This is a genomic window from Maritimibacter sp. (assembly GCF_016774595.1).
GTDB classification, from domain to species: Bacteria; Pseudomonadota; Alphaproteobacteria; order Rhodobacterales; family Rhodobacteraceae; genus Maritimibacter; species Maritimibacter alkaliphilus.
On record NZ_JACBWT010000001.1, the window covers coordinates 785,448 to 810,771 of the forward strand.

At 65.1% G+C, this 25,324-nt stretch carries 20 protein-coding genes; 5 read left to right on the plus strand and 15 right to left on the minus strand.

What is annotated here, in order from left to right; genetic code table 11:
- Positions 1-91: 91 nt before the first annotated feature.
- The 3 genes from HOY44_RS03940 (at position 92) to HOY44_RS03950 (ending at position 3,423) form a co-directional block, all read left to right on the plus strand.
- On the plus strand, positions 92-1,228 hold the full coding sequence (locus HOY44_RS03940; protein WP_287433164.1) for a Hint domain-containing protein: 1,137 nt from the start codon (positions 92-94) through the stop codon (positions 1,226-1,228).
- A gap of 153 nt (positions 1,229-1,381) precedes the next feature.
- A complete protein-coding gene (gene ilvC, locus HOY44_RS03945; protein WP_040885859.1) occupies positions 1,382-2,404 on the plus strand; it encodes a ketol-acid reductoisomerase in 1,023 nt (340 codons plus the stop codon).
- Positions 2,405-2,499: 95 nt separating this feature from the next.
- Positions 2,500-3,423, plus strand: coding sequence for a DMT family transporter (locus HOY44_RS03950; protein ID WP_008334785.1), 924 nt, complete (start codon positions 2,500-2,502; stop codon positions 3,421-3,423).
- Here HOY44_RS03950 and glmM read toward each other — a convergent pair.
- The 10 genes from glmM to HOY44_RS04000 all read right to left on the minus strand — a co-directional run bounded on the left by glmM (position 3,420) and on the right by HOY44_RS04000 (position 15,679).
- Positions 3,420-4,766, minus strand: a complete 1,347-nt coding sequence (gene glmM / locus HOY44_RS03955; RefSeq protein ID WP_287433165.1) for a phosphoglucosamine mutase — start codon at positions 4,764-4,766, stop codon at positions 3,420-3,422. The two genes, HOY44_RS03950 and glmM, sit on opposite strands and share 4 nt — an antisense overlap.
- A gap of 2 nt (positions 4,767-4,768) precedes the next feature.
- Positions 4,769-5,734 carry a dihydropteroate synthase gene (folP, locus tag HOY44_RS03960; protein ID WP_287433166.1) on the minus strand — a complete coding sequence of 322 codons (966 nt, stop codon included), beginning with the start codon at positions 5,732-5,734 and terminating at the stop codon, positions 4,769-4,771.
- Positions 5,731-6,651, minus strand: a complete 921-nt coding sequence (locus tag HOY44_RS03965; protein WP_287433167.1) for a dihydroneopterin aldolase — start codon at positions 6,649-6,651, stop codon at positions 5,731-5,733. The genes folP and HOY44_RS03965 overlap by 4 nt, the downstream gene beginning before the upstream one ends.
- Before the next feature lie 57 nt (positions 6,652-6,708).
- A complete protein-coding gene (locus tag HOY44_RS03970; RefSeq protein ID WP_235888914.1) occupies positions 6,709-7,353 on the minus strand; it encodes a cell wall hydrolase in 645 nt (214 codons plus the stop codon).
- Positions 7,354-7,506: 153 nt separating this feature from the next.
- Complete coding sequence (locus HOY44_RS03975) at positions 7,507-8,154, minus strand: cell wall hydrolase (protein WP_138421534.1); 648 nt, start codon at positions 8,152-8,154, stop codon at positions 7,507-7,509.
- A 178-nt stretch (positions 8,155-8,332) separates the two neighbouring features.
- Positions 8,333-10,900, minus strand: coding sequence for a pyruvate, phosphate dikinase (ppdK, locus tag HOY44_RS03980; RefSeq protein ID WP_008334776.1), 2,568 nt, complete (start codon positions 10,898-10,900; stop codon positions 8,333-8,335).
- Positions 10,901-10,984: 84 nt separating this feature from the next.
- Positions 10,985-13,213, minus strand: a complete 2,229-nt coding sequence (gene glyS / locus HOY44_RS03985) for a glycine--tRNA ligase subunit beta (protein ID WP_287433169.1) — start codon at positions 13,211-13,213, stop codon at positions 10,985-10,987.
- A 106-nt stretch (positions 13,214-13,319) separates the two neighbouring features.
- Entirely contained in the window at positions 13,320-14,195 is an 876-nt protein-coding gene (locus HOY44_RS03990; protein WP_287433170.1) for a DUF1206 domain-containing protein, read from the minus strand.
- 57 nt (positions 14,196-14,252) lie between these two features.
- Positions 14,253-14,744: a DUF6446 family protein gene (locus HOY44_RS03995; protein WP_138421537.1), complete on the minus strand. Its 492-nt coding sequence runs from the start codon at positions 14,742-14,744 to the stop codon at positions 14,253-14,255.
- Positions 14,741-15,679: a glycine--tRNA ligase subunit alpha gene (locus tag HOY44_RS04000; protein ID WP_008334770.1), complete on the minus strand. Its 939-nt coding sequence runs from the start codon at positions 15,677-15,679 to the stop codon at positions 14,741-14,743. Before HOY44_RS04000 ends, HOY44_RS03995 begins: the two co-directional genes overlap by 4 nt.
- A 147-nt stretch (positions 15,680-15,826) precedes the next feature.
- Here HOY44_RS04000 and HOY44_RS04005 point away from each other — a divergent pair, with 147 nt between their 5' ends.
- The gene (locus HOY44_RS04005) at positions 15,827-17,581 is read left to right on the plus strand and encodes a trypsin-like peptidase domain-containing protein (protein ID WP_287433172.1); all 1,755 of its coding nucleotides are present in this window, start codon (positions 15,827-15,829) and stop codon (positions 17,579-17,581) included.
- Positions 17,582-17,634: 53 nt separating this feature from the next.
- On the opposite strand, the gene HOY44_RS04010 is transcribed toward HOY44_RS04005, so the two are convergent.
- Both HOY44_RS04010 and HOY44_RS04015 read right to left on the minus strand, forming a co-directional pair.
- Complete coding sequence (locus HOY44_RS04010) at positions 17,635-18,741, minus strand: cystathionine gamma-lyase (RefSeq protein ID WP_287433173.1); 1,107 nt, start codon at positions 18,739-18,741, stop codon at positions 17,635-17,637.
- Positions 18,741-20,189, minus strand: coding sequence for a TrkH family potassium uptake protein (locus tag HOY44_RS04015; protein ID WP_008334767.1), 1,449 nt, complete (start codon positions 20,187-20,189; stop codon positions 18,741-18,743). Before HOY44_RS04015 ends, HOY44_RS04010 begins: the two co-directional genes overlap by 1 nt.
- Before the next feature lie 157 nt (positions 20,190-20,346).
- Here HOY44_RS04015 and HOY44_RS04020 point away from each other — a divergent pair, with 157 nt between their 5' ends.
- The gene (locus HOY44_RS04020) at positions 20,347-21,948 is read left to right on the plus strand and encodes an FMN-binding glutamate synthase family protein (protein ID WP_287433175.1); all 1,602 of its coding nucleotides are present in this window, start codon (positions 20,347-20,349) and stop codon (positions 21,946-21,948) included.
- 2 nt (positions 21,949-21,950) lie between these two features.
- On the opposite strand, the gene HOY44_RS04025 is transcribed toward HOY44_RS04020, so the two are convergent.
- From HOY44_RS04025 to HOY44_RS04035, 3 genes are all read right to left on the minus strand, one after another.
- Positions 21,951-22,916, minus strand: coding sequence for an NAD(P)-dependent alcohol dehydrogenase (locus tag HOY44_RS04025; protein WP_287433177.1), 966 nt, complete (start codon positions 22,914-22,916; stop codon positions 21,951-21,953).
- Between the two features lie 24 nt (positions 22,917-22,940).
- A complete protein-coding gene (folE2, locus tag HOY44_RS04030) occupies positions 22,941-24,044 on the minus strand; it encodes a GTP cyclohydrolase FolE2 (RefSeq protein WP_008334763.1) in 1,104 nt (367 codons plus the stop codon).
- Positions 24,045-24,125: 81 nt separating this feature from the next.
- Complete coding sequence (locus tag HOY44_RS04035; RefSeq protein ID WP_287433179.1) at positions 24,126-25,304, minus strand: aminotransferase class I/II-fold pyridoxal phosphate-dependent enzyme; 1,179 nt, start codon at positions 25,302-25,304, stop codon at positions 24,126-24,128.
- Positions 25,305-25,324: the final 20 nt, after the last annotated feature.

Genomic DNA, 25,324 nt, shown 5'->3' on the forward strand with positions numbered 1-25,324 from the left:
CCGCTCCATGCTAGCCGTGCGCCCGAAAACCTGTTAACGTTCTGGTTAGTTGAGCAGAAGCGGCGCAGACCGCGAACATTGCAGGCAGAGCATGGCAGAGCAGACGATTTACGTCTATGCGACGGCGGACGTGTCCATCACGCACGCCGATGGAAGTCCGACCCGGAATTCAGACCTTCTGAATTCCGCGCAACACGGCAATTCCTTCAGTTGGGAAAACCCGAACGATCTGGCGTTCACGTTCTCGGGCAGCCCGGTCGCGGTGACGTTCGAGGATTCCGACGGTATCATCGAAGACAATCCCTATTCCGGCAACACCGTGACGGACCAGTTGCTGACCCAGCCCGTCACCATCGGGGGCACGACCTTTACGCCTTCGGCGACCGATGTCCGCTGGCAGGGCGCGACCTTTGTCGAGAACGAGTTTCAGGTCTCGCTTTTTGACGATCAGGGCAACGCCTACAACATGATCGGCGTGTCGATCACCGTTGGCTACACCACCACCGTGGTCGGCGTGGCGTTCGTGGGAAGCCCGCCGCCCGCCGGAACGACGCTTTCCTATGTGCGGGGCGAGTCGACGTTCGACGCATCGGGCGGGGTCGATCCGGTCGAAATTCTCGACATCGCCGTGCCCTGCTTTCTGGCAGGCACCCGGATCGACGTCGCCTCGGGCACGAAGCCGGTGGAACGGCTGCGCCCCGGCGATCTCGTCCATACGCTCGACCACGGGCTTCAACCCTTGCGTTGGGTCGGGCACAGCACCGTGCCCGGCGACGGGCCGCTTGCACCCGTCCGGCTGAAGGCCGGGGCGTTGGGCAATCGGCGCGCGCTTTGCGTGTCACCGAACCACCGCATCCTGATCCGCGCCGCCGTGGCGGAGTTCTACTACGGCCATACCGACGTGCTGGTGCCCGCGAAGTCGCTGGTCGACGACCGCTCCATCGTTCTGGCCCCGACCCGCACGGCGCATTACGTTCACCTGCTGTTTGCCCGGCATGAAATGGTGTTCTCGGAAGGGCTGGCCAGCGAGAGCCTGTTCACCGGAACCATGGCGCTGGAGGCCCTTGGCGACGAGGCGCGCGCGGAACTTCGCGGGCTGGTCAACGAGACGGAACTGGCCCGAATGCGCCTCAACCGCCCCGCCCTGTCGGTCTCGGAAGCGCGGGCACTGCTGCATCTGGCGCGCAACGGCCAAACGGCGAGTCGCACCCAGAGCGCCGCGGCCTGAGGCGCGGACCCGACGCATTGATCTTTCACATCATCGCTGAAATGCGAATGATCTATCGACATTTGACTTCAAATGTCGCGATTTCGCACGAACAAACACGCATCTCCTTCTAGTATGCCCGCCGAACGATAACTGAAGGAGCATGCCATGAGCCTGCGCGTTTACTACGATCGCGACTGCGACGTGAACATCATCAAAGACAAGAAGGTCGCGATCCTCGGCTACGGCTCGCAAGGTCACGCCCATGCGCTGAACCTGCGCGACAGCGGCGCCAAGAACGTGGTCGTCGCCCTGCGCGAAGGCTCGCCGTCCGCCAAGAAAGCCGAAGGCGAAGGGCTCAAGGTCATGGGCATCGCCGAAGCCGCCGCCTGGTGCGACGTCATCATGTTCACCATGCCCGACGAACTTCAGGCCGAGACCTACAAGAAATACGTCCACGACAACCTGAAAGAAGGCGCTGCCATCGCCTTTGCGCACGGTCTGAACGTGCACTTCGGCCTGATCGAGCCGAAGCCGGGCGTCGACGTCATCATGATGGCCCCCAAGGGTCCGGGCCACACGGTGCGCGGTGAATACGTCAAGGGCGGCGGCGTGCCCTGCCTCGTCGCGGTCCACCAAGACGCGACCGGCAAGGCGCTGGAAATCGGCCTGTCCTATTGCTCGGCCATCGGTGGCGGCCGCTCGGGCATCATCGAAACCAACTTCCGTGAAGAGTGCGAAACCGACCTCTTCGGTGAACAGGCCGTGCTCTGCGGCGGTCTCGTCGAACTGATCCGCATGGGCTTCGAAACCCTGACCGAAGCCGGTTACGCGCCCGAGATGGCCTATTTCGAGTGTCTGCACGAAGTGAAGCTGATCGTGGACCTGATCTACGAAGGCGGCATCGCCAACATGAACTACTCGATCTCGAACACCGCCGAATACGGCGAGTATGTCTCCGGCCCGCGCGTTCTGCCCTACGAGCAGACCAAGAAGGCGATGAAAGAGATCCTGACCGACATTCAGACCGGCAAGTTCGTGCGTGACTTCATGCAGGAAAACGCCGTCGGCCAGCCGTTCTTCAAAGGCACCCGTCGTCTGAACGACGAGCACCAGATCGAAGAAACCGGCGCCAAGCTGCGCGGCATGATGCCGTGGATTTCGGCCGGCAAGATGGTCGACAAAGAGAAAAACTGATCCGGCGGCAACGGCGAATTTCGCCGTATTGCCAATGCGATGGATTGATTGACCCCGGCCCTGCGCCGGGGTCTTTTCGTCTTTCGGAGGACCGCATGACGACACCGCGCATCACACCGGCCAGCTGGGCCATGTTCACCACGCTTGCGGTCGTCTGGGGATCGACCTTCCTGATCGTCGAGATCGCGCTTCGGGGCGTCGGCCCCGGCTGGGTCTCGGCCGCGCGCGTCGTCTTCGCCGCGATCCTGATGCTCGCGGTCTGGGCCGCAAACGGCTTTCGCCTGTTCGAAAGCAAACCAACGCGCGGTGACTGGGGCCTGCTGATCTTTGTCTGCCTGTTGTCCGCGACCTTTCCGTTCCTGCTTCTGCCATGGGGCCAGCAATACGTCACATCGGCCTTCGCGGGCGTCACCATGGCGTCGATGATCTTCATCGTGCTGCCGATGGCGCATTTCATGGTCCCCGGCGAGCGGATGCGGCTGCGCTCGACCATCGGGTTCCTGATCGGGTTCGCCGGGGTAGTCATCCTGATCGGGGGCGAGACACTGACCGCGCAAAGCGACCCCATGGCGCTCTGGGGCGGTCTTGCGGTGTTCGGAACGGCGGTGTGTTACGGCGTCGGCTCGATCTATATGCGGCGTCTGCCGCCGATCGACCCGCTGGGCCTGTCCGCGATGATTATGATCGTCGGTGCGGTGGGCACGGTGCCGGTCGCCTTCGCCTTGGACGGGCCACCACCGATGCCGGACCGGACCACCTTCATCGCGCTGGCGGTGCTGGGTCTGATCCCGACGGCGGCGGCGAACTTTCTACGCACGGTGTTGATCCGGTCGGCTGGCCCGACGTTCCTCAGCTTGGTGAACTACATCGTCCCGCTCGTCTCGGTCGCGCTCGGGGCGGCGCTGTTGAACGAGGCGCTCCCGCCCACCATGCTGCTCGCCCTCGTCGCAATCCTCAGCGGCATGGCGATCAGCCAGTGGGAGGGGTTGGTGCGCGTGGCCCAGCGCCTGCGGGCCTAGGCGGTCGCGCGTTCGACCTCGGCCACGATCCGGTCCACGACCTGTGTGAGGAACGTCTCATCCTCGCATTCCGCCATGACGCGGATCAGGGGCTCGGTTCCCGATTTGCGGATCAGCAGGCGGCCCTTGCCAGTCAGATCCTGCTCACTCGCGGCAATCACTTTGCGAACATTTTCATCGTCCAGCGGCGTCTGACCCGCCTGATACCGCACGTTTTTCAACAATTGCGGCACGGTGTCAAAGACCTGCGTGAGGTCCGAGGCGCGCTGCCCCGTCTCGACCATAGCGGCAAGAAACTGAAGCCCGGCCAGCAGGCCGTCGCCCGTCGTCGCGTAGTCGGTCATCACGATATGACCCGACTGCTCACCGCCCAGATTGAAGCCCCCTTCGCGCATCCGCTCGACCACGTAGCGGTCGCCGACCTTGGTGCGCTCGAGCCGCAGGCCCTTGCCGCCAAGATACCGCTCAAGTCCGAGGTTCGACATCACGGTCGCGACAAGCGCCCCACCCCGCAGGGCACCTTTTTCCGCAAACCGCCCCGCCATCAGCGCCATGATCTGATCGCCGTCGGCCACGCGCCCGGTCTCGTCAATAATCATCACGCGGTCCGCATCCCCGTCGAGGCAGATGCCCACGTCCGCGCCATGATCCAGCACGGCCTTTACGGCGGTGCGGGTGTCGGTCGAGCCGCATTCGAGGTTGATGTTGGTGCCGTTCGGCTTCACCCCGACCTCGATCACCTCGGCCCCAAGCTCCCACAACGCCTCGGGCGCGGCGCGGTAGGCGGCCCCGTTGGCGCAGTCGATCACCACCTTCAGCCCGTCCAGACGGTGATCCGACGGAAAGGTCGTCTTGATAAATTCGACGTAGCGATGCCGACCTTCGTCGATCCGCCGGGCACGGCCGATGTTTTCGGGATGCGCCAGTTCCACACCTTCGTCGACCATCCGTTCGATATCGGCTTCGGCCTCGTCCGACAGTTTGAAGCCGTCCGGGCCGAAGAACTTGATCCCGTTATCGGTGAAATGGTTATGGCTGGCCGAGATCATGATGCCCAGATCGGCGCGCATGGAATGGGTCAGGTGCCCCACGGCGGGGGTCGGCACCGGCCCGAGGAGGAGCACGTTCATCCCCGTCGAGGTCAGACCCGCGGTCAGCGCGTTCTCCAGCATGTAACCCGACAGGCGCGTGTCCTTCCCGATCACGACCCGGTGGTCGTTCTTGCCGTCCGAGCGAAAGAACCGCCCCGCCGCAGCGCCGAGTTTCAGCGCCATTTCGGCGGTCATGGGGTGGCTGTTGGCCAGCCCCCGCACCCCGTCGGTGCCGAAGAGTTTTTCCGCCATGCTCAGACTTCTCCATCCAGCGCGGCCATGAGGGCCAGCGCCTGTGTCGTTTCCCGCGTGTCATGCACCCGGATGATATGCATCCCCTGCGCCGCACCGTGAAGCGCGATGGCAAGCGAGCCGCCCAGCCGATCCTTCGCCTCGGGCGCATGGCCGATGGTGCCGATGAACCGCTTGCGCGACACGCCCAGCAGCACCGGCAGGCCGAAGTCGTGCAGAAGCGTCAGGTGACGCAGAAGTTCGAGGTTGTGCTCGAGCGTCTTGCCAAAGCCGATGCCGGGATCGGTGATGATCCGGTCGCGCTTCACACCCCGGTCCACCGCAAAGCCGATGCGCCGTTCGAGGTGATCCATCACCTCGCCCACGACATCCTCGTAGCTCGGGTTGTCCTGCATCGTGTCGGGCAGGCCCTTGGCATGCATGAGGCAGACCGGCACGTCGCGTTCGGCGGTCAGATCGGCGAGTTCGGGATCGAATTCGAAGGCCGACACGTCGTTGACGATGTTCGCGCCTGCGTCCAGCGCGGCTTCGGCCACCCGCGCCTTGCGCGTGTCGATCGAGATGGGCGTGGTCACCCCCGCCGCGCGCAGGGCTTCGATCACCGGGGCCGTGCGGCGGATCTCTTCGTCCACCGCCACCTCTTCCGCGCCGGGGCGCGTGGATTCTCCACCGATGTCGATGATGTCGGCCTCGTCCGCCATCGCGATCCCGCGTTTGACCGCCGCGTCGAATCCGGCATGGTCGCCGCCGTCCGAGAAGCTGTCGGGGGTGACGTTCAGAATGCCCATGACGCGGGGCCGGTCGAGGGTCAGGCCGCAAAGATCGGGGCGCGGCGCCGACAGCCGGGCACGAACGTCGGCATCGTCAGGCCCCAGAACCTCATCGAACCAAGCCCCCCGAAGCCCGGCGAGGGGAAGCGCGGTGTCGGGGCGCGAACCCCGGCGCGCGATGGGCTCCGAACGGCTCAAGGCGCCTCACCGATGCCGAGCGCGCGGGCGGGAATGTCGGTCTCGGGCAAAGCGCCCCCGACCGAAAGGATTTCCTGGGCCTGCATCTGATGTGCGAACCACGCGGTCAGGGCCAGCGGGTCGGTCACGTCGGCATCGTGTCCATCGACCGCATCCAGCACGATCTTGGACGGCGCCCAGACGCAGATCTGGCCGTGTTTCATCGCCCAGTCCAGTTCGGTGCGCGTGCCCACGACGACACAGCGGCGGTCGCGCGCGGCAAGGAGCCACGCGTTGATTTCGAGCGACAGAAGGTCGATCCGCCGTTGCGGCAGGTCGCGATTGGCAACCGGCACGGGCTGGTCCGCATAGCCCACGGTCAGGATCGCCGGAGCCTTCCACGCTTCGAGCGTGTCGAGCAGACCGATCAGTTCGGGGGCGGCGATGGCCGTGTTGGACAGGTGAACCACGACGGGATGCGGCATCTCGGCGCCGGACATGGCGACCGGCGCGCTTTGCCCGCGCGTCCTGACGATCTCGACCCCAAGGGCGCCGGGGCCACGGTCGAGCTTCTCGATCCTCACGAAGGTGCGCTGCGCCTGTGGGGCCGCAAGGATGCGGTCCGCCACGCGTTCGGCGAGCGTTTCCAGCAGGTTCAGGCGTTCGGCGGCCAGTTCGAAGGCGATGGATTCCGTGATCGTGTCGTAGGACAGGATCTTGTCCACATCGTCCGCCACCGGCCCTTCGGGCGCCGCGACCTCGACCACGATGTTGAAGCGCAGGCGTTGGGTCGTGCCCCGTTCCTGCTGAAACGCACCGATTTCGGCCTCGACCACGTGATCGCGCAGAGAAATCCGGTCCGGCGGCGCGGCCGGTTGACCGTGCGCTTCGGAGCGGGCCTCGGGGTGCTCGAAGGCAAGACGGGTTTCAGAACTCATGCACGTCTCCTTGGCGGCGGAAAATGCCCCAAGGGGGTCCGAATGGAAAGCCGAAACTCAGCGGTAGAACCGATGCGTCCCGATGTTCGCCGTGATGGCGAATTCCTGCGCCCAGTAGGGGTCGACGTAGGTCGCGTGATAAAAGGTCGCGCCGTTGGTCAGGATGCGCGGCCCGTCCTTCATCATCGCCGCCGCATAATGCCCTGCCCGATCCCAAGCCCGCTGATCGGTCACCGTGTCGGGCAGGCCGTCACAGGTATAGGAGAACTGGCACCGATAGCGTTCGCCGGTGCCCTGATTGACCACGCCGCAGATCGTATCCGGCCAGCGATCATTGTCGACACGGTTCAGGATGACCTCGGCCACGGCGACCTGACCCTGAAAGGACTCGCCGCGGGCCTCGAAGTAGATCGCCTCGGTCAGGCAATACCACTCGGGGTCTTCCTCCTCCGGCGCGCCGCCTTTGGACGAAAAGATCACATCAAGTTGCTTGAGCGCCTTGGGCCGGTCCTTGGGGCGGATCGACCGGGAGGGCGCGAGCAGAGAGTGGTCGGCAGGCTCGCCGGGTTCCAACGCGACCCGCGACAGGCCCCCGGTGCGTTCGGTTTGCATAAGCGGCGAAAGCGATTGCATGTCCATCCCGGCGTTGGCCGAAGACGCAGCACAGAACACCGCGAAGGCGGCGCAGATGATAGTCCTCATGTGTCAGTCCCAGGTTGTCCCTGCCGAATCGGCGGGTTGTCAAATCCGGGACGCCGTAAAAAAGAAGCGGCCGCGAGTCCACTTTGAGGGAAAGTTCAGGCCGGAAGCGTCATATCTCCGCCGATCGGGCACCGCGCGGATCGGCTTTTTCGCCTAGCGGTAGAACTTGTGCACGCCGATCTGCGCCGTGTGCGCAAGCCGCCGGGCCCATCCGGGCGACACGCGGATTGTGTGGTAATAGGTGGCCCCGTTGGTCAGCGTGCGCGGCGCGCCGTCCATCATCACCCGCGCGACCTTGCCGACCCGGTCCCACGCGGCGCGGTTAGTGATCGTTTCGGGGTAGCCGTCACAGGTGAACGAGAACTGGCAGGCGTGCTTGCGCCCGGTTCCCTGCGAGATGACCCCACACAGGTCGTTGGGAAAGGCCGCGCTGTCGACACGATTGAGGATGACCTCGGCCACGGCGAAAAGCCCTTTGTGCGTTTCGCCGCGCGCTTCGAAATAGAGCGCCTCGGTGAAGCAGCGCCATTGTTCGCCGCCGGTCGCGACGGGCTGTTTGGAAAGCCAGACCTCATCGGGCTGCGCGGCGGGTGCGGCGGGCTTGCGGCGCGGAAACAGCGACCGCTGCGGCGCTAGGCGCGTGATTTCCTCGATGCGGGAGGGCGAGAGGGTTTCGAAACTCGCACGTTCCTGACCGACCAGAGCGTTCAGGGCTTCGGCCGGGTTGAACACGGCCTCGGCCCGCGCGGTCGGTGCACAGGCCAGTGCGGCGCACATGGCGAAGATCAGATTGCGTAACATCAGACGTCCCCCTTCCCCCATTCGGCGGAGTTTGTTTCCGCTCATTATCGGGGGTGGTCATACGCCAAATTCCGCCGTCGGTCCAGTTTTTGGAAACATTCGCTTTGTCACGCAACATATTGGCATTGCGCGGGAATTATCCACAAGGTGTGGACAAGTTCGGGATTGCCAAGTGAAATCAGCGGGTCACGCGCGCGCGCCCCACCCCACGGTCGAGGATGGCGAGATGCGCGGCAGCCAGTCGCGCGACGGGCACCCGGAAGGGCGAACACGAGACGTAATCGAACCCCGCCTTGCGGCAGAACGCGATGGATTCCGGGTTGCCGCCATGTTCGCCGCAGATCGCGAGCGTCACATCGGGGTTGGCCGACCGGCCACGCTCGGCCCCCATCTGAAGCAACTCCCCCACCCCTTCCACGTCGAGCATGTGGAACGGGTCTTCGGGATAGACCTGTTGCTGCACGTAGCGGCCCATGAACCGGCCCGCATCGTCGCGCGACAGGCCATAGGTCATCTGTGTCAGGTCGTTGGTGCCGAAGGACAGGAACGCGGCGTGCTGGGCAATCTCACTCGCCCTGAGGGCGGCGCGCGGCGTTTCCACCATGACGCCGAGACGATAGGTGAAATCCACCCCCCGCTCGATACGCACGGCGGCGGCCACGGCATCGACGCGGGCCTTGACCAGTTCCACTTCGCGCTTGGCAGAGACCAGCGGGATCATGATTTCCGGCACCACGGGTGCGCCGCCTTCGTCGGTGGCCTCGATCGTGGCCTCGAAGATCGCGCGGGCCTGCATGTCGTAGATTTCCGGCACGGTGATGCCAAGGCGCACGCCCCGCATCCCGAGCATCGGGTTGAACTCGCTCAACGCTTCGACCCGGCGCGTCACGTCGGACACCGGAATGTCCAACGCATCGGCCAGTTCGCGCATGCCCTCGCGGCCCTGCGGCAGGAATTCGTGCAGCGGCGGGTCGAACAGCCGGATGGTGACCGGAAGGCCGGACATGATCTTGAACAACTCGCGGAAATCGGCGCGCTGCATCGGCTCGATCCGTTCCAGCGCGGTGCGCCGATCCTCGGCCGTGTCGGCAAAGATCATTTCGCGCATGGCGAGCAGGCGGTCGTGATCGAAGAACATATGTTCGGTCCGGGCAAGCCCGATCCCCTCGGCCTCGAACATCCGCGCCTTGGCGGCATCCGCCGGCGTGTCGGCATTGGCGCGCACACCGATGTCGCGCGCGTTGTCGGCCCAGGCGAGAAGGGTCTGGAACGCTTCACCCAGTTCGGGTTCGAGCATCCGGGCGGTGCCGATAAGCGCCTCGCCCGCCGAGCCGTCGATGGTGATGATGTCGCCTTCGCGGATCACCCGGCCATCGGCGGCCACGATCTCACGCTTCTTGGCATCGAGCTTCATGTTCGATGCGCCCACGACGCAAGGTAAGCCGAGACCACGGGCGATCACGGCCGCGTGGGAGGTGATGCCGCCCCGTTCGGTCAGCACCGCCTCGGCAGCGTGCATCCCGCGAATGTCCTCCGGCGTGGTTTCGCGCCGAACGAGGATACAGGGTTCGTCCTGCGCCGCGCTGGCCTGCGCGGCCCGCGACGAGAACACCACCTTGCCGGTGGCGGCACCCGGACTGGCCGCGATCCCGGAGGCAAAGGCGTCACGCGGACCGTCCGGGTCGACTTGGCTGTGCAGAAGCTCGGTCAGCGAACGCGGGGGCACGCGCATCACCGCCTCGTTCTCCGAGATGATCGCGTCTTGTGCGAGTTGCACGGCGATGTGCAGGTTGGCGCGCGACGTGCGCTGCACGCGGACCGCGTCGAGGATATAGAGACGCTCGTTCTCCAGCGTGAACTCGATCTGCATTTCTTCGCGCAGGCGGTTGCGGCACAGGTCGCCATACCGCTTGAGGTCTTCGAACACCTGCGGCAGCTCGTCCTCGATCGACCGCCCCCGGTCGTCGCGGGCCAGATACATGATCGCCCGCGCATCCGGGTCGCCCAGCGCGTCACGACCTTGGCTCTGGCACAGATAGCGCCCGCGCAACTGCCGCTCGCCGGTCTGGCCGTTGACGAACTGGATCACGCCGGAGCCGGACATATTGCGGCCAAAGCCGATGGCCATGGCCTGCACCACCAGACCGAGCCCCGCATCCGCCGGCGCGCCGCGCGCCTCACGCAACAGGCGGGCCGTCGTCCCCTCCCACGCCCGCGCCATCGAGCGCAGGACGTTGGAAAGCTGTGTCGCCGTGTCCTGCGGAAACGGTTCGTCGGTTTCTTCTTCGTAGATCGCCTGCGCGCGCTTGATCGCGGCGGGGTCCATCGGGGCCTTGATCTCGAACTCGTCCGGGTCGAGCCGGGCGACGTGGATGGCGTAGGAACGGATGAAGCGCAGATAAAGCGCGGTCGCCGCAACCTCTCCATGCGTGCCGATCAGCCGCTCGTAGGTCGCGTCGTTCATCCCGATGTTCAGGATCGCGGACGGTCCGCCCCAATCCGGGTCTTCCGACGAGGGGCGCACGGACAGAAGCGGTGCGTCGCCGAACGAGGCGAGCATCATGCCGATGTCGGGCAGCGTGCCCTGCGATATGTCGTGGACGGTGGCGAAATCCAGCGCGACGGTCGTCGGCACCGGCATTTCAAGACGGATCAGGCGTTGCAGGCATTTGGCACGGCCGCCATGCCGGTTCACGTCGATCGAAGCGGTCGGCGTGATTTCGACAAAGCCCTTGTTGAGCACCATATTCTGCACTGCAGCATCTCCTGATGGCTCCAACATAGTCCTAGCACGTCCACTTACAATATCGTCCTAATGACCTACGGGTTTTTACGTACCCTCGATCCGCGTCAAATCTGCAACACTCATGCATATATCGCGAATGCGTGCCAGCAAATTCAAACGGTTGCGCCGAACGATCTGATTTTCCGTGTTGATCTGAACGGCTTCGAAAAATGCGTCGATCGGGGCGCGCAGGTCCGCCATGACCGACATTGCACCTGCGAAATCCTCGGCCTCCATCGCCGTCTTGAGCGGTCCGGCGGCTGAGTCGAGCGCGGCGAACAGCGCCTTTTCCTCGGCCGCTTCCGCGAATTTCACATCGGCCCCGAACGAATACTCCACCCCGTCCTTTTCCTCGGCCTGCGTGAGGATGTTGTTAGCACGTTTGAAGCCCTGTGTCAGGTTCGCCCCATCCTCGGTCGCAAGGAAGGCGGCGAGCGCGCGGGCGCGTTTGACCAGCAGCGTCAGGTCATCGTTGCCCGGCATGTTCAGGCAGGCGTCGATCACGTCGTGGCGGATACCTTCGTCGCGCAAGTGGACCTTGAGCCGGTCGTGGAAGAAAGCCAGAAGGTCGTCGGACAGGTCCGGCACGGCCGTCTTGAGCCCGGCCAGTGCCTCGGCCCCGTCGCGATCCTTGAACGCGTCCAGTACGGTTTCCAGCGCGGCGGCGAATACGCCATGGTCGGCGATCTCGTCGATCATCATAGCGACGCCATCGTTCGGCAGGGCCGCTTCGCGCGCGCCCTTGAGGCGCAGAAGCTGCATGTCGAAGACGGGGTCCAGATTCAGGCGCAGGTCGTTCGCCAGCACAAGCCGGATCACGCCTAGCGCGGCCCGCCGCAGCGCATAGGGGTCTTTCGACCCGGTGGGCTTTTCGTCGATGGCCCAGAAGCCCGTGAGCGTGTCCAGTTTGTCTGCCAGCGCCACGGCGACCGAAACCGGCGCGGTCGGCACGTCGTCTGACGGGCCGAGGGGCGAGTAGTGGTCGCGGCAGGCGTCGGCCACGGCATCGGACAGGCCCGCACGTTTCGCGTAATACCGCCCCATGATCCCCTGCAATTCGGGGAATTCGTAGACCATTTCCGATGCGAGGTCGGCTTTCGCCACCTTCGCCGCCAGCACCGCCTCGTCCGGTTCCGCGCCCACCATCGGCGCGATCCGCCGGGCCAAAGCGGCGATCCGGTCGATCCGCTCGGACTGGCTTCCCAACTCGCGGTGGAAGGTCACGTTGGTCAGGCTTTCGGACATCGAGGTCATGCCGTGTTGGGCCACCGTGCGCAGGTCGTTTTCCCAAAAGAACTTGGCGTCCGACAGACGCGCGGCCAGCACCTTTTGGTTGCCCGCAAGGATCGTCGCGCCATCATCGGCGGTTTCACGGTTGGCGACGGTCACGAATTTCTCGATCCGGCCCGTCTTGGGGTTCTTCACCGAGAAGAATTTCTGGTGCTCTTTCATCGAGGTCTGGAGCACCTCGGGCGGCAGGTCGATGAAGTCAGCGCCGATGTCCCCCATGAGGACCACGGGCCATTCGACCAGTCCGGCCACTTCCGCCAACAGCCCCTTGTCCTCGACCAGCTCGAACCCCGCCGCGAACGCGGCCTGTTCGGCGTCATGCCAGATCGTCTCGGCCCGCTCGGCCGGGTCGAGCACGACGCAGGCCTTTTTCAGCTTGGCCTGATAGTCGTCGAAGGACGACACCTTGAACGGCCCCGGCGCCATGAAGCGGTGGCCCTGCGTGGTGTCGCCCGCCGCGATCCCGTCGATGTCAAGCGGCACGACCTCGGCCCCGCCCTCGTCCGACAGGATGCACAGGATCGAATGCAGCGGACGCACCCATTTCAGGCTCCCCGCCCCCCAGCGCATCGACTTGGGCCACGGGAAGTTGCGGATGGTCTTTTCCAGAACCTCGGCCACGATGTCGGCTGCCGGGCGGCCCTGTTTCGCGATCACGGCGTACCAGACCTGCCCCTTCTTCTCGTCGCGCGCTTCAAGCTGATCCTTGGTCAGGCCTGTCGAACGCAAAAACCCCTCCAGCGCCTTTTCGGGCGCGTCGGTGCGCGGCCCTTTGCGCTCTTCCTGCGTGTCGGGCGACATGGCGGGCAGGTCGGTGAGCGTCAGGCACAGACGGCGCGGCGTGGCAAATGCCGCCGCCCCGCCATAGGTCAGACCCGCCTCGACCACACCGTCGGTCACGAGTTTCTTGAGATCCTCGGCAGCGCGGCCTTGCATCCGTGCTGGAATTTCCTCGGAAAAGAGTTCGATCAGGAGATCGGCCATTTCGGTCTTCCACGGTCTGTTGGCGCCATCAGGCGGGGTCCGGGCCGTGTTACCGAAGGGGGGATGGGACGTCCAGAGGCAGCGGGCCCCGGGACGTCCCCTTGGGTCAGCTTACCCGCGCGATGGCGCGTTCGAACGTGGTGTCGAAGCGGCCGGCGAGCGTCTTGGTGTCCGGGCTCGCGCAGCGCGGCACGATCCGGTAGCGGGCCTCGGCAAAGCAGTAGATCGCGAAACCGACAAGGCCGATGGCCAGCGCGCCCAGCAGGATGCGCCCGAAAGGCTGCGCGCGCACGGCTTCGAACGCCTGACCTAGCCCGCCGGCCTGCGACGGGTCCGCCGTCCAGCCCGCGCCGATCAGGAAAAAGCCGATGATCGCGATGACGACGCCGTGCGCCACAAGTCCGAACTTGATCGCCGGGTCCAATGCCTGCGAGCGCGGCGACTGGCGCATGTGGCGTTTGTATTTCTCCTTGAACCCCTTGTAGCCGTAGTAGATCCCGGCCCCGACCGTGGCCGCGCCGATGGCGATGAGCACCCATTTGCCCCACGGCTCCTGTTGCAGCACCCACGAGGCGAGGGTTTTCACGCTGTCGCTTTCCCCGCCGCTCGACCCGATGGCCTGACGGGCCGCCGACACGGCGAGGCCCGCGTGAATCGCGCCGGTGATGCACAGACCCGCACGCGCGATCAGGCCCTTGGCCCCGGTGCCGTGAAGTTCGAGATCCCACCACGCGGCGACGAAGCGCCAAATGGCATAGCCCAGCAGACCCGCCGCCACGACCCAGAGGAGCGGCACGCCCCACGGCTGGTCGCGCAGGCTCGCGAGAGCGGACGAGGTGCCTTCGGCTTCGCCACCCGTCCAGGCTGCGAGGAAGGTGAGGACACCGAGGATGACATAGGTGACGCCGCGCGCGGCATAACCGAACCGCATCAGCGGCACGACCCAGCCGGGCGGTTGGTCGAGATCGAGGGTGGTGGACATGGGGCAGCTCCGATTGAGGATGCTACCCCAATCCCCTGCCCCGGCGTTAAGTTCCGATCACTGGATCGGCTCGCTGCCCTCGTCGTTGAATTTCTCGTTGAGCTGATGCCACGCGAAAGCGCGCCCGTCGGGGTAGACCGCGATCACGCGATCCACGCCGTCGTGGATGTTCTTTTCGCTGAGAAACGCCACCGCCTGACCGTCCTCCAGATCGGTGCCGATTTCCTGCGCGTCGAAGCAATCGAACCAGCCGGGCGCGTTGAGCGGCGTCGGCTCGGGATAGGCCACGTAGGTCTCCTGCATCGTCGGGCTGGACATGCCGGCGGTGAAACAGGCGCGGAACCGGATCGGGCTGGACGAGCCGTCGATGGCCTCGATGTCATCCGCGATGATCGGCTCGGCCAGACCGGTCGAGATGTTGACCATCGTGAAGCTCACCTCTTCCGCGTTCACCCGGTCGTAATAGGCATAGACCTGCGTGTAGTAGAGGACGATCCCGAAGATGAGTGTGACCACGACGATGAACCCCGCAACAAGTTTTCCGCTCACGCCGCGCTCTCCGCGCTGAACCCGCCCGCCTCGGTCTGCACGAAGGCGTCGGCACAGAGTTTGGCGAGCGCGCGGACGCGGCCGATATAGGCCTGCCGTTCCGTGACCGAGATCACGCCCCGCGCGTCGAGCAGGTTGAAGATGTGGGAGGCCTTGATGCACTGGTCATAGGCCGGATGCGCCATGACGATGCGCTTGCCGGTCTTGGGGTCTTCGGCTTCGTGCGACAGGATCGACTGGCACTCGCGTTCCGCATCCTCGAAATGGCGCAGCAGTTTTTCGGTATCCGCCGCGTCGAAGTTGTGGCGGGAGTATTCCTCCTCCGTCTGCCGGAACACGTCGCCGTAGCTCAGGGGGATGGGCGACTGCGGGTCGTTGAACGGCATCTCCATAACGTGATCGATGCCGAGCACGTACATGGCGAGGCGTTCGAGGCCATAGGTCAGCTCGCCCGAGACCGGGCGGCAGTCGTGCCCGCCGACCTGCTGGAAATAGGTGAACTGGCTGACTTCCATGCCGTCGCACCAGACCTCCCACCCCAGACCCCAGGCGCCCAGCGTCGGGCTTTCCCAGTCGTCCTCGACGAAGCGGATGTCATGGAGCGCCATGTCGATCCCGATGGCTTCGAGCGAGCCGAGGTAAAGCGCCTGCAAATCGGGCGGCGACGGTTTGATAAGCACCTGATATTGATAGTAATGCTGAAGCCGGTTCGGGTTCTCGCCATAGCGCCCGTCGGTCGGGCGGCGCGACGGCTGGACATAGGCCGCGGCCCATGCGTTCGACCCCAGCGCGCGCAGCGTCGTGGCCGGGTGGAACGTGCCCGCGCCGACCTCCATGTCGTAAGGTTGCAGGATCGCGCAGCCCTTGGACGCCCAATAGGTCTGAAGCCGCAGGATGATTTCCTGAAAGCTCTTCGGTTTCGTGAATTCGGCCATTTCGTCACCTCGCGCGATGTCCGCGTCTCAATAGGACTGCCACAGGTCAGGGTCAATCGACCGGGCCGATATTGACCTCGCCGGATGGGTCATGTGTTACTGATCCGAATGAAATTTGCAGGGGCCCCGAAGGGGCAAAGAGGACATATGAAGCGGCTCACCGGGGCGATCACACTATTTGCGGGACTCATGGGAAGCACGTCTGCTTTCGCTCAGGATACCTTCTGGGTTCAGGTCGAGGCGAACACGACCCTCACCGAAGCGCAGAATGCCACGCGGCTTTATGATGCGGAGCTCGACGACGTGGTGGGTTTCCGCCTCGGTGCCTCCGGTTGGTATGCCACCGCGCTCGGTCCCTATTCCGAGACCGAGGCTGCCGCTGTGCTGGTCGATCTGATCCGCAGCGGCGCGGTGCCGGGCGATGCCTATGTGTCGGACGGCGCGGCCTTCGGTCAGCAGTTCTGGCCCGTCGGCGCGAACAGCCGGACCGAGGCAAACGATACGCCCGCGGTCACGGAAACGCAGGCGGAAGCGCCGGTGATCGTGGCCGAGCCGGAGCCTGAACCGGAGCCGATCGTCCCCGAGGAAACCCCGCAGGAAGCGCGCCAGTCGGAAGCCCAGCTTGACCGCGAAGCGCGCGAGGCGCTTCAGATCGCCCTTCAGTTCGAGGGCTTCTACACCTCCGGCATCGACGGCGCATTCGGCCCCGGCACGCGCGGCGCGATGGCGGCCTGGCAGGAGGCCAAGGGATACGAGGCGACCGGCATCCTGACGACCCGACAGCGCGACGAGCTGATCGGCGACTACAACGCCGTGTTCGACAGCCTCGCGCTCGCCTCGGTCATGGATCAGGACGCGGGCATCGAACTTATCATGCCGACGGCCATGGTCGACTTCGACCGTTACGAGGCCCCCTTCGCCCATTACGAGGGCGACCAGGGCGTGCGCGTCGTGCTGATTTCGCAATCCGGCGGACAGTCGACGCTTTACGGGCTTTACGACATCCTCCAATCGCTCGAAGTCGTGCCGACGCAGGGCGAACGCTCGCGCGGCGAGAACAGCTTCGAGATCACGGGATCGAACCGCGACATCGTCAGCTACACCTATGCCGAGGTCGTGGATGGGGCGGTCAAGGGCTACATGCTGATCTGGCCCACAGGCGACGAAAAGCGCCGCAACATCGCGCTGTCGGCGATGAAGGACGGGTTCGCGTCCACCGGGCCGACCGTGCTCGACGACAACGCCGGGCTGGACGAGGCCATGCAGAGCGTGGACCTTGTGTCCGGTCTGGAAATCCGCCGGGCCGACCGGGCGCGCACCGGGTTCTACGTGGCGGGCGACGGCACCGTGCTGACCACCACCGAAGCGGTCGCCGGATGTTCCCAGATTACGCTGGACGAAAGCTACCCGGCCAGCGTCGTCGCCACGGACGAGGCGCTCGGCGCGGCCATCGTGAAGCCGGAACAGGCGCTTGCCCCGCTTGCGGTCGCTTCCCTGTCCTCGGGCGAGCCGCGCATCAAGTCGGACCTCGCGGTCGCGGGCTATTCGTTCGGCGGGCGGCTGTCCTCGGCCACGCTCACCTTCGGCCAGTTGGCGGACATCAAGGGGCTGGACGGCGAAGACAATGTCTATCGGCTCGACCTCGAAGCGCAGGATGGCGATGCGGGCGGTCCGATCGTGGACAATGCCGGGATGGTGCTGGGTATGCTGAAATCCGACAGCGACGGAAGCCGCCAGTTCCCCGACGAAGTGTCCTTCGCCACCAAGGCCCCGGCGCTGGCCGCGTTCCTCGAGGCGAACGGCGTGGTCACGGAACCTGTGATCCCGGCGTCGTCCCTGTCGCCCCACGCGCTTGCGGTGAAGGCCGCCGATATGTCGGTGCTGGTCAGCTGCTGGGAGTGAGGCGCGCCGCCGTTTGAACAGGAAAACGCGCCCTCGGGGGCGCGTTTTTCGTATCAGAGCGCCGTAAGCGCGGTGTCGAGGGCCTGCCAGAGCGGGTCCACGGGTTCGATCCCGACCGACAGGCGCACGAACCCCGGTGCCACGTCATCCCCCCAGCGCGCGCGCCGTTCGGCCGTCGAATGGGTGCCCCCGAACGACGTGGTCGGCGCGAGCATCGCACAGCCGTTGATAAAGGCTTCCGCCGCCGCCTCGTCCTTGAGCGTCAGACCGATCAGAAACCCGAACCGCGTCATCTGTTTCGCCGCGACGGCATGGGGCGGATCACCTGCAAGGCCCGGAAACCGCACCTGCCCGACCGCCGGATGATCCGCCAGCCGTTCGGCGATCACCTGAGCGTTCGCGCACATCCTGTCGAACCGGACTTCCAGGGTCTCCAGCGACCGATGCAGAAGCCATGCCTCGAACGGGCCGGGGATCGCGCCCGACAGCTTGCGCCACTGCGTCACCTCGTCGAGCAGCGCCGCATCGCGGGTCGCCACATGCCCCATGAGCACATCGGAATGCCCGCCGGGCGCCTTGGTGTCGGAGGCGACGACCACGTCGGCGCCAAGGTCCAGCGGGCGCTGTCCGAACGGGGTCATGGTCGTGTTGTCGACCACGCTCACCCCGCCCGCCGCACGAATGGCCGCACAGGCCCCGGCAAGGTCGATCACGTCCAGACCGGGGTTGGAGGGGGTTTCGAGGAACACGAGGGCGAAGCCGTCATAACCGCCTTCGGAAAAGGCGACGGTCGGGCGTTCGACGACCTCGACTCCCAGCTTGGCAAGGTAACGGTCGGCCAGAAGCCGCGTCGTGTAATAGCCGTCTGACGGCACCAGTATCCGGTCGCCCGCCTTCAAGACCGCGAACAGCGCCGCCGAGATCGCCGCCATGCCCGAGGGGAACACGCGGACCGGCGCGTCTTCGATCAATGCCAATGCCTCTTCCACCGCGTCCCAGACCGGGTTGTCCATCCGGCCATAGCCCGCCACCCCCGGCTCGGGGTTTCCCGGCAGGTTGAACATGGACGCCATCGTGAGCGGCAGGGCGAGCGGATCGCCCTTGGCCAGCCCTTCGGCACGCAGGTGTTGCAAGCGCGCGGCGCGCTTTTCGTCGGACATCAGCCCCTCCAGAAACGCATGGTGAACAGAACGTAGACCGACAGAAGCTCAAGCCGCCCGACCAGCATCGCGGCGGTCAGGAGCCACTTGGCCGTGTCGTTCAGTGTCGCGAAATTGCCGGACGGCCCGATGGTATCGCCCAGACCCGGCCCGATGTTCGCGATTGCCGTCGCGGCCCCGGAGAGCGAGGTCACCATGTCCAACCCGGTCATGCTGAGAAGCACCGCGAGAATGCCGAGCGAGACGACGAACATGACGAAGAACGCCATGACCGACGACAGCACCGCCTCGGAGATCGGCCGGCCCTCGAACCGGGGTGTGAACACACCGTGGGGCGCGAGGATCTGCATGATCCGGGCGCGGATCGCCGCGATCAGGATCTGGTAGCGGAAGATCTTGACCGAACAGGCGGTCGACCCCGCGCAGCCCCCGATCAGGCCCAGAAAGAAAAAAGCGACGATGGGGAACGTGCCCCAGAGCTGGTAGTCGACGCTGGCATAGCCGGTGCCGGACATGATCGAAGTCACGTTGAACACGCCCTCGCGAAAGCCATGTTCGAAATGGTCGCCATTGGCCACGAGCCGGTAGATCGTCATGACCAGCGTGATGACAAGGATCGTGCCCAGATAAGCGCGGATCTGGCTGTCGCGAAACAGCGGCTGGGCCGTGCCCGCGACAAGCTGGATGTAGCGCACGAACGGCAGCGAGGCGAGGATCATGAAGACGGCCGCGACGTATTCCGGCGCGCCCTGATAGACGCCGAAACTGGCGTCATGGGTCGAGAACCCTCCGGTCGACATGGTGGTGAAGGCGTGGTTGATCGCGTCGAAGGGCGTCATACCGACAAGCAGGTAGGCGAGCACGTTCAGGATCGTCAGGGCAAGGTAGATCCACGTGATCCGCCCCGCGATTTCGGCCGCACGCGGCAGCACCTTGCCCATCGTGTCGAAGGCCTCCGAACGGAAGATCTGCATCCCGCCCACGCGCAGTTCCGGCAGGAACACCATCGCGACGACGATGATCCCGATGCCGCCGAACCATTGCAGCATCGAGCGCCAGACGAGCAGCCCCTCGGGCATCGCGTCGAGCCCCGAAAACACCGTCGATCCGGTGGTGGTGAGGCCCGACATCGCCTCGAATATCGCGTCGACCGGGCGCGCCTGAATCTCGCCGAAGATGAAGGGGAGCGCACCGAACAGCGGGAGCGCCACCCAGATCAGCGTGGTCAGCAGGAAGGTCTGTTGAACGGACAGCCCCCCGCCCACACCGTTCGCCGTCGCGATGGACATGGCCGCGCCGAACGTCACCGTGATGATCGCGGATTGCAGGAACACCGTCCAATCCGGGCGACCGAAGAACAGATCGACCATCATCGGCAGCAGCATCGTCACCCCGAGCACGGCGACGACCAAACCAATGACGTAGACCACGGGGCGCAGATCGAACATATGAAAGCACTGGCCTTGCCCGCGGGGACTGTCAAGCGAGAGCGAACCCCCGTGCGCGGGATGCTTGACAAGTTGTCGCACCCCCTGCGACGCTCATCTCGGACAGGGGAGGAACGTGTCGCGTCCGGGCTGGGGGACGAGGCAATGGAGGCCTGTCATGTCCAACATCCGCTATCTGCCCTACGCGCTTCTCGTCCTCGCCATCCCGTCGGGTATCGCGCTGGCCTTCGCCATGCCGTTCTGGGGCGGCGTCATCGCCGCGCTCGGCGCCGTGGGGGCGGCGGTCGGCACCTACGACCTTGTCCAGCGCAAGCGCGCGGTGCTCAAGAACTATCCGGTCTTGGCACGCATCCGGTTCCTGCTGGAATCGATCCGGCCCGAAATCCGGCAGTATTTTCTGGAAAGCGATCACGAAGAGGTGCCGTTTTCGCGCGAACAGCGCGCGCTCGTCTATCGGCGGTCCAAGGGGCTCGAAGGGCTGCGCCCGTTCGGATCGCTGCGCGACCAGCATCAGGTCGGGCACGAGTGGATCAACCATTCGCTCATGGCGCGGCATCTCACCGACCACGACTTTCGCGTGACCTTCGGCGAGGGGCAGTGCGACAAACCCTATTCCGCGAGCGTACTGAACATTTCCGGCATGTCGTTCGGGGCGCTGTCGCCCAATGCAGTCGAGGCGCTGAACATCGGCGCCAAACGCGGGAAATTCGCCCAGACCACCGGCGAAGGCTCGATCAGCCGGTTCCATACCAAACATGGCGGCGACCTCGTCTGGCAGATCGGGTCGGGCTATTTCGGATGCCGGGACGAAGCTGGGCGTTTCTCGCCCGATGCCTTCGCGGCCCGTGCCACCGCCGATCAGGTGAAGATGATCGAAATCAAGCTGTCGCAGGGGGCCAAACCGGGTCACGGCGGCATCCTTCCGGGCGCCAAGGTCACCGCCGACATCGCCGAGGCGCGCGGCATTCCCATCGGGGTCGATTGCCTGAGCCCGCCCGCGCACTCGGCCTTTTCCACCCCGGTCGAGATGATGGGATTCATCGCGAAGCTGCGCGACCTGTCCGGCGGCAAGCCCGTGGGTATCAAGATGTGCGTCGGCCACCCGTGGGAAGTGTTCGCGATCTGCAAGGCGATGGTCGAAACCGGCGAGCACCCGGATTTCATCACAATCGACGGTTCGGAAGGCGGGACCGGAGCCGCACCCGCCGAGTTCGCCGATCACATCGGCGCGCCGCTGCGCGAGGGGTTGATGTTGGTGCAGAACGTGCTCGTCGGCCTCGGCCTGCGCGACAAGATCCGGCTGGTCTGTTCCGCCAAACTCATCTCGGCCTTCGACATGGCGCGGGTCTTCGCCCTCGGGGCCGACACCTGCAACATGGGGCGCGGCTATATGTTCTCATTGGGCTGCATTCAGGCCCAGACCTGTCACACCGGGAAATGCCCCACAGGCGTCACGTCGCAGGATCCGGGCCGCTACCGGGCGCTGGACGTGAACGACAAGGCCGCGCGCGTCTATCAGTTCCACGAAAACACGCTGAAGGCGCTGGCCGAGACGATCGGGGCCTCGGGCCTGACGCATCCCAAAGACCTGAAGCCCGACCACCTGATGATCCGCATCAACGCGCGCGAGGTGCGCTCGGCCCGCTCGCAATACGACTGGGTCGAGCCGGGGGAATTGCTCGACCACAACGTGACCCATCCCGCCTTCGCCAAATTCTGGGACATGGCCCGCGCCGACAGTTTCGCCGCCGCCGTCTGAGGTCAGCGCGGCTTCACGTCTATGACCACGATCCCGGTCTTTTGCTCGGTGGCGACATGGGCGTAGGCCGCCGAAATGTCGTCGAGGTCATAGTGGCTGTCGATGACCGCGCGATACCGCCCGTCCGCCAGCATGTCGCCCAGAAACCCGATGACCTCGCGCGGGTCGCGCGGCATCCCGATGACCACGCGGCGCGAGCGAGTGATGGCCGACCACAGCGACAGCCAGACCGTCTGCCCCCAGGGGCCGAGGTCCGAGGCGTAATATGCGCCATGGGGCTTCAGCAGCTTGCGACAGGCCGGATAGGTCGTCTTGCCCACGGCGTCGAAGACAAGGTCGTAGCGTTCGGGCCGGGCCGTGAAATCTTCGGTCATGTAGTTCACGACCAGATCGGCCCCGAGCGCAGCCGCAAGGTCCGTGTGGCGCGTGCCGACCACCGCCGTCACATGCGCACCGCGCGCCTTGGCGAGTTGGACCGCTGCCGTGCCGATGGCCCCTGACGCGCCGTAGATCATCACGTCCTGCCCGGGGGTCAGCCCGAAGGCTTCGAGGTTGCTGTGCGCGTACCACGCGCCCTCGCCCACCACCGCCTCGTGAAACGCGAGCTTGTCGGGGATGTGGCCAATCGCGCCGTCTTCGGGCACGGCCACCCATTCGGCGTGGCATCCATACCGCGATGGCGAGAGGCCGAAGACGCGATCGCCGATGGCGAAACGGCAGGTGCCGGGGCCGACCTCGACGACGACGCCCGCGAAGTCTATGCCCAGCACCGGGTGTTTCGGGCCGGTCAGCCCGGTGACGAGGCGCGCGAACCACGGGTGGCCGCGAAGGGTTTCGCGGTCGGTCCGCGTCACAGTTGTCGCGTGGATTTCCACCAGAACTTCGCCCGCCCCCGCGACAGGGCGTGGCATGTCCCGGATCTCCACCACGTCCGATGGTCCGTATTTCGGCGCGAATGCTGCTTTCATGTCCCGGTTCCCCCGGGACAGACCTTAGCCCTGATGGATCAGGGTTGAGAAGAGGCGCGGGTCGAGCGATTGGGCGCGGAACGTCTCGCCCTCGGTCAGGATCGACACGGCATCATGGCTATGCAGGCTTTCCTGATGGCTCGCGACCACGCGGAAGTCCCCGATCCGGTCGTCAGCCTTGAGCTGTTCGGTGAAAAGCCGCGCGGCGTCTTCCACGAAGATCGGGTTCGCGGCGTTCAGTTCCGCGAACGCCTGTTCGTCTTCGCGTTTCACCATCACCTGCGTTTCGGTCGGCACGGCAGCACGGCACAGCTCGATCAGGTCTTCGAACCACAGGCAGCACTGGCCCGGCGCGACCTCGACCGAGACCCGCGCGACCGACCGCTGTGAATGCGGCGTGGCAAGCTGGCCGCGCGTCTGGCGCGCGTGCTCGCTCAGTTCCAGCGAGCAGGGGCAGGTCGACGAATAGACATAGTCGAGGTGCATGAAGTGGCGGCGCACGCCCTTGGTCTCGACCAGTTCAAGCGCGATGTTGTAATATTGATAGCCTTCAAGCCCCGACCGCAGGCTTTTCACCTTCATCGGGAAGGAAAACGACATTTCGATCCGCGCGTCGAGGCTTTCCAGATCGGTCTTGTAGTCGTCCAGAGCGGCTTCGATCACCTCGAACGAGAACGTCTTTTCAGCATGAGCATAGAACGAGCGCATGATGCGGCTCATATTGATGCCCTTCTTTTCGGCTTCGAGGCTCACCGTGCCGGTGACCGAGGTTTCGAGCTGAAGATCGCCGTTGTCGCGGGTGCGGTAGCGCAGCGGCAGGCGGAAGTTCGAAATCCCGACATGCTGAATGTCCTGACGCTCGCCTTGGATGAGCGAGGCAGGACCGTTCTGAAGATCGGGGAGCGTCGCCTTGTAATCCGCATCCGCCTCGAAGTCTGGATCGTAGGTGCGCGACAGCGCCGGGTAGTTCGACACCTCGCCACCGGGCAGAAGCCGAGAAATTGCGGGGTCCAGTGCGGCCACCTCTTCCGGTGTCGCCCCGCGCGCCCAGTCGCGCAACGTCTCCAGCGCAGCCTTGGCATCGTCGAGTTCCGGCGCGGCAAGCACCTTGGACGGAATATGGTTCATGGCAGGCCCTCCCGGACTGTCCGCGGCCCCATATGTGGGGTCCGCTTCAGGGATTTACCAGTTTACGTCTGCCGTGTCGCGTCAGATCACCGACAGGGCTTGTTCGATATCCGACAGGATGTCCTTGGGGTCTTCCAGCCCGCAGGAAAACCGGATCAGCCCGTCGGTGATGCCCAGCGCATCCTTCTGGTCCTGCGGCAGCCGCTGGTGCGTGGTCGTCGCCGGGTGCGTGGCGATCGACTTGGCATCCGCGAAGTTGTTGGAAATGATGATGAATTCCAAGGCGTTCTGGAACCTGAACGCCCCGTCCTTGCCCCCTTTCACCTCGAACGCCAGCACCGTGCCACCCGACGGCGCCTGTGCCTTGGCGATGTCGTATTGCGGATGCGACGGGTGCAACGGATAGCTCATCCGGCTGATTTTCGGATGGTCGGCCAGAGCGTTCGCGATGAACAAAGCCGTGTCGGACTGTGCGCGCACGCGCAGGTCGATGGTTTCGAGCGCCTTGAGGTGCGTCCACGCCGCGAACGGATTGATCGCCCCCCCGGTGTGCTTCATGTACGTTTCGATCGGGCCACGGATCAGCTCTTTCGAGCCGCAGATCGCACCGCCGAGCATCCGGCCCTGCCCGTCCACGTGCTTGGTCGTGGAATAGACGATCAGGTCAGCGCCCAGATCCGCCGCATAGGAAAAGACCGGCGTAATCATCGCGTTGTCCACGATGACGAGCGCGTCGTTCCTGTGCGCCACGTCGATGACGTGTTTCAGGTCGATGACCTCCAACGTCGGGTTCGAGATCGATTCAAGGAACACCAGCCGCGTGTCCGGGCGGATCGCCGCTTCCCACGCCGCGTTGTCGGTGCCGTCGACCAGCGTGATTTCCACCCCGAACCGCCCCAGCACCTCTTCGATCACGTATAGGCACGACCCGAACAAGGCGCGGCTCGACACCACATGGTCGCCCGCCTTGGTCAGCGCCATCAGCGCGCCGTTCACCGCCGCCATGCCCGAGGTGCAGGCGAAGGCATCCTCGGTCCCTTCCATCTGGGCGAGGCGGTCTTCGAACATGCGGTTGGTCGGGTTGCCGTAGCGGGCGTAGATGAACTCGTCATCTCCGGCCTCGACGAACCGCGCTTCGGCGGCTTCGGCGGAGGGGTAGGAAAAGGCCTGCGTCATGAACATGGCCTCGGACAACTCGCCATACTGGCTGCGCCGGATGCCGCCGTGCACGGCGCGGGTGCGTTTCGAATACTTGTCCATGTCGCCTCTCCAACAAAAAA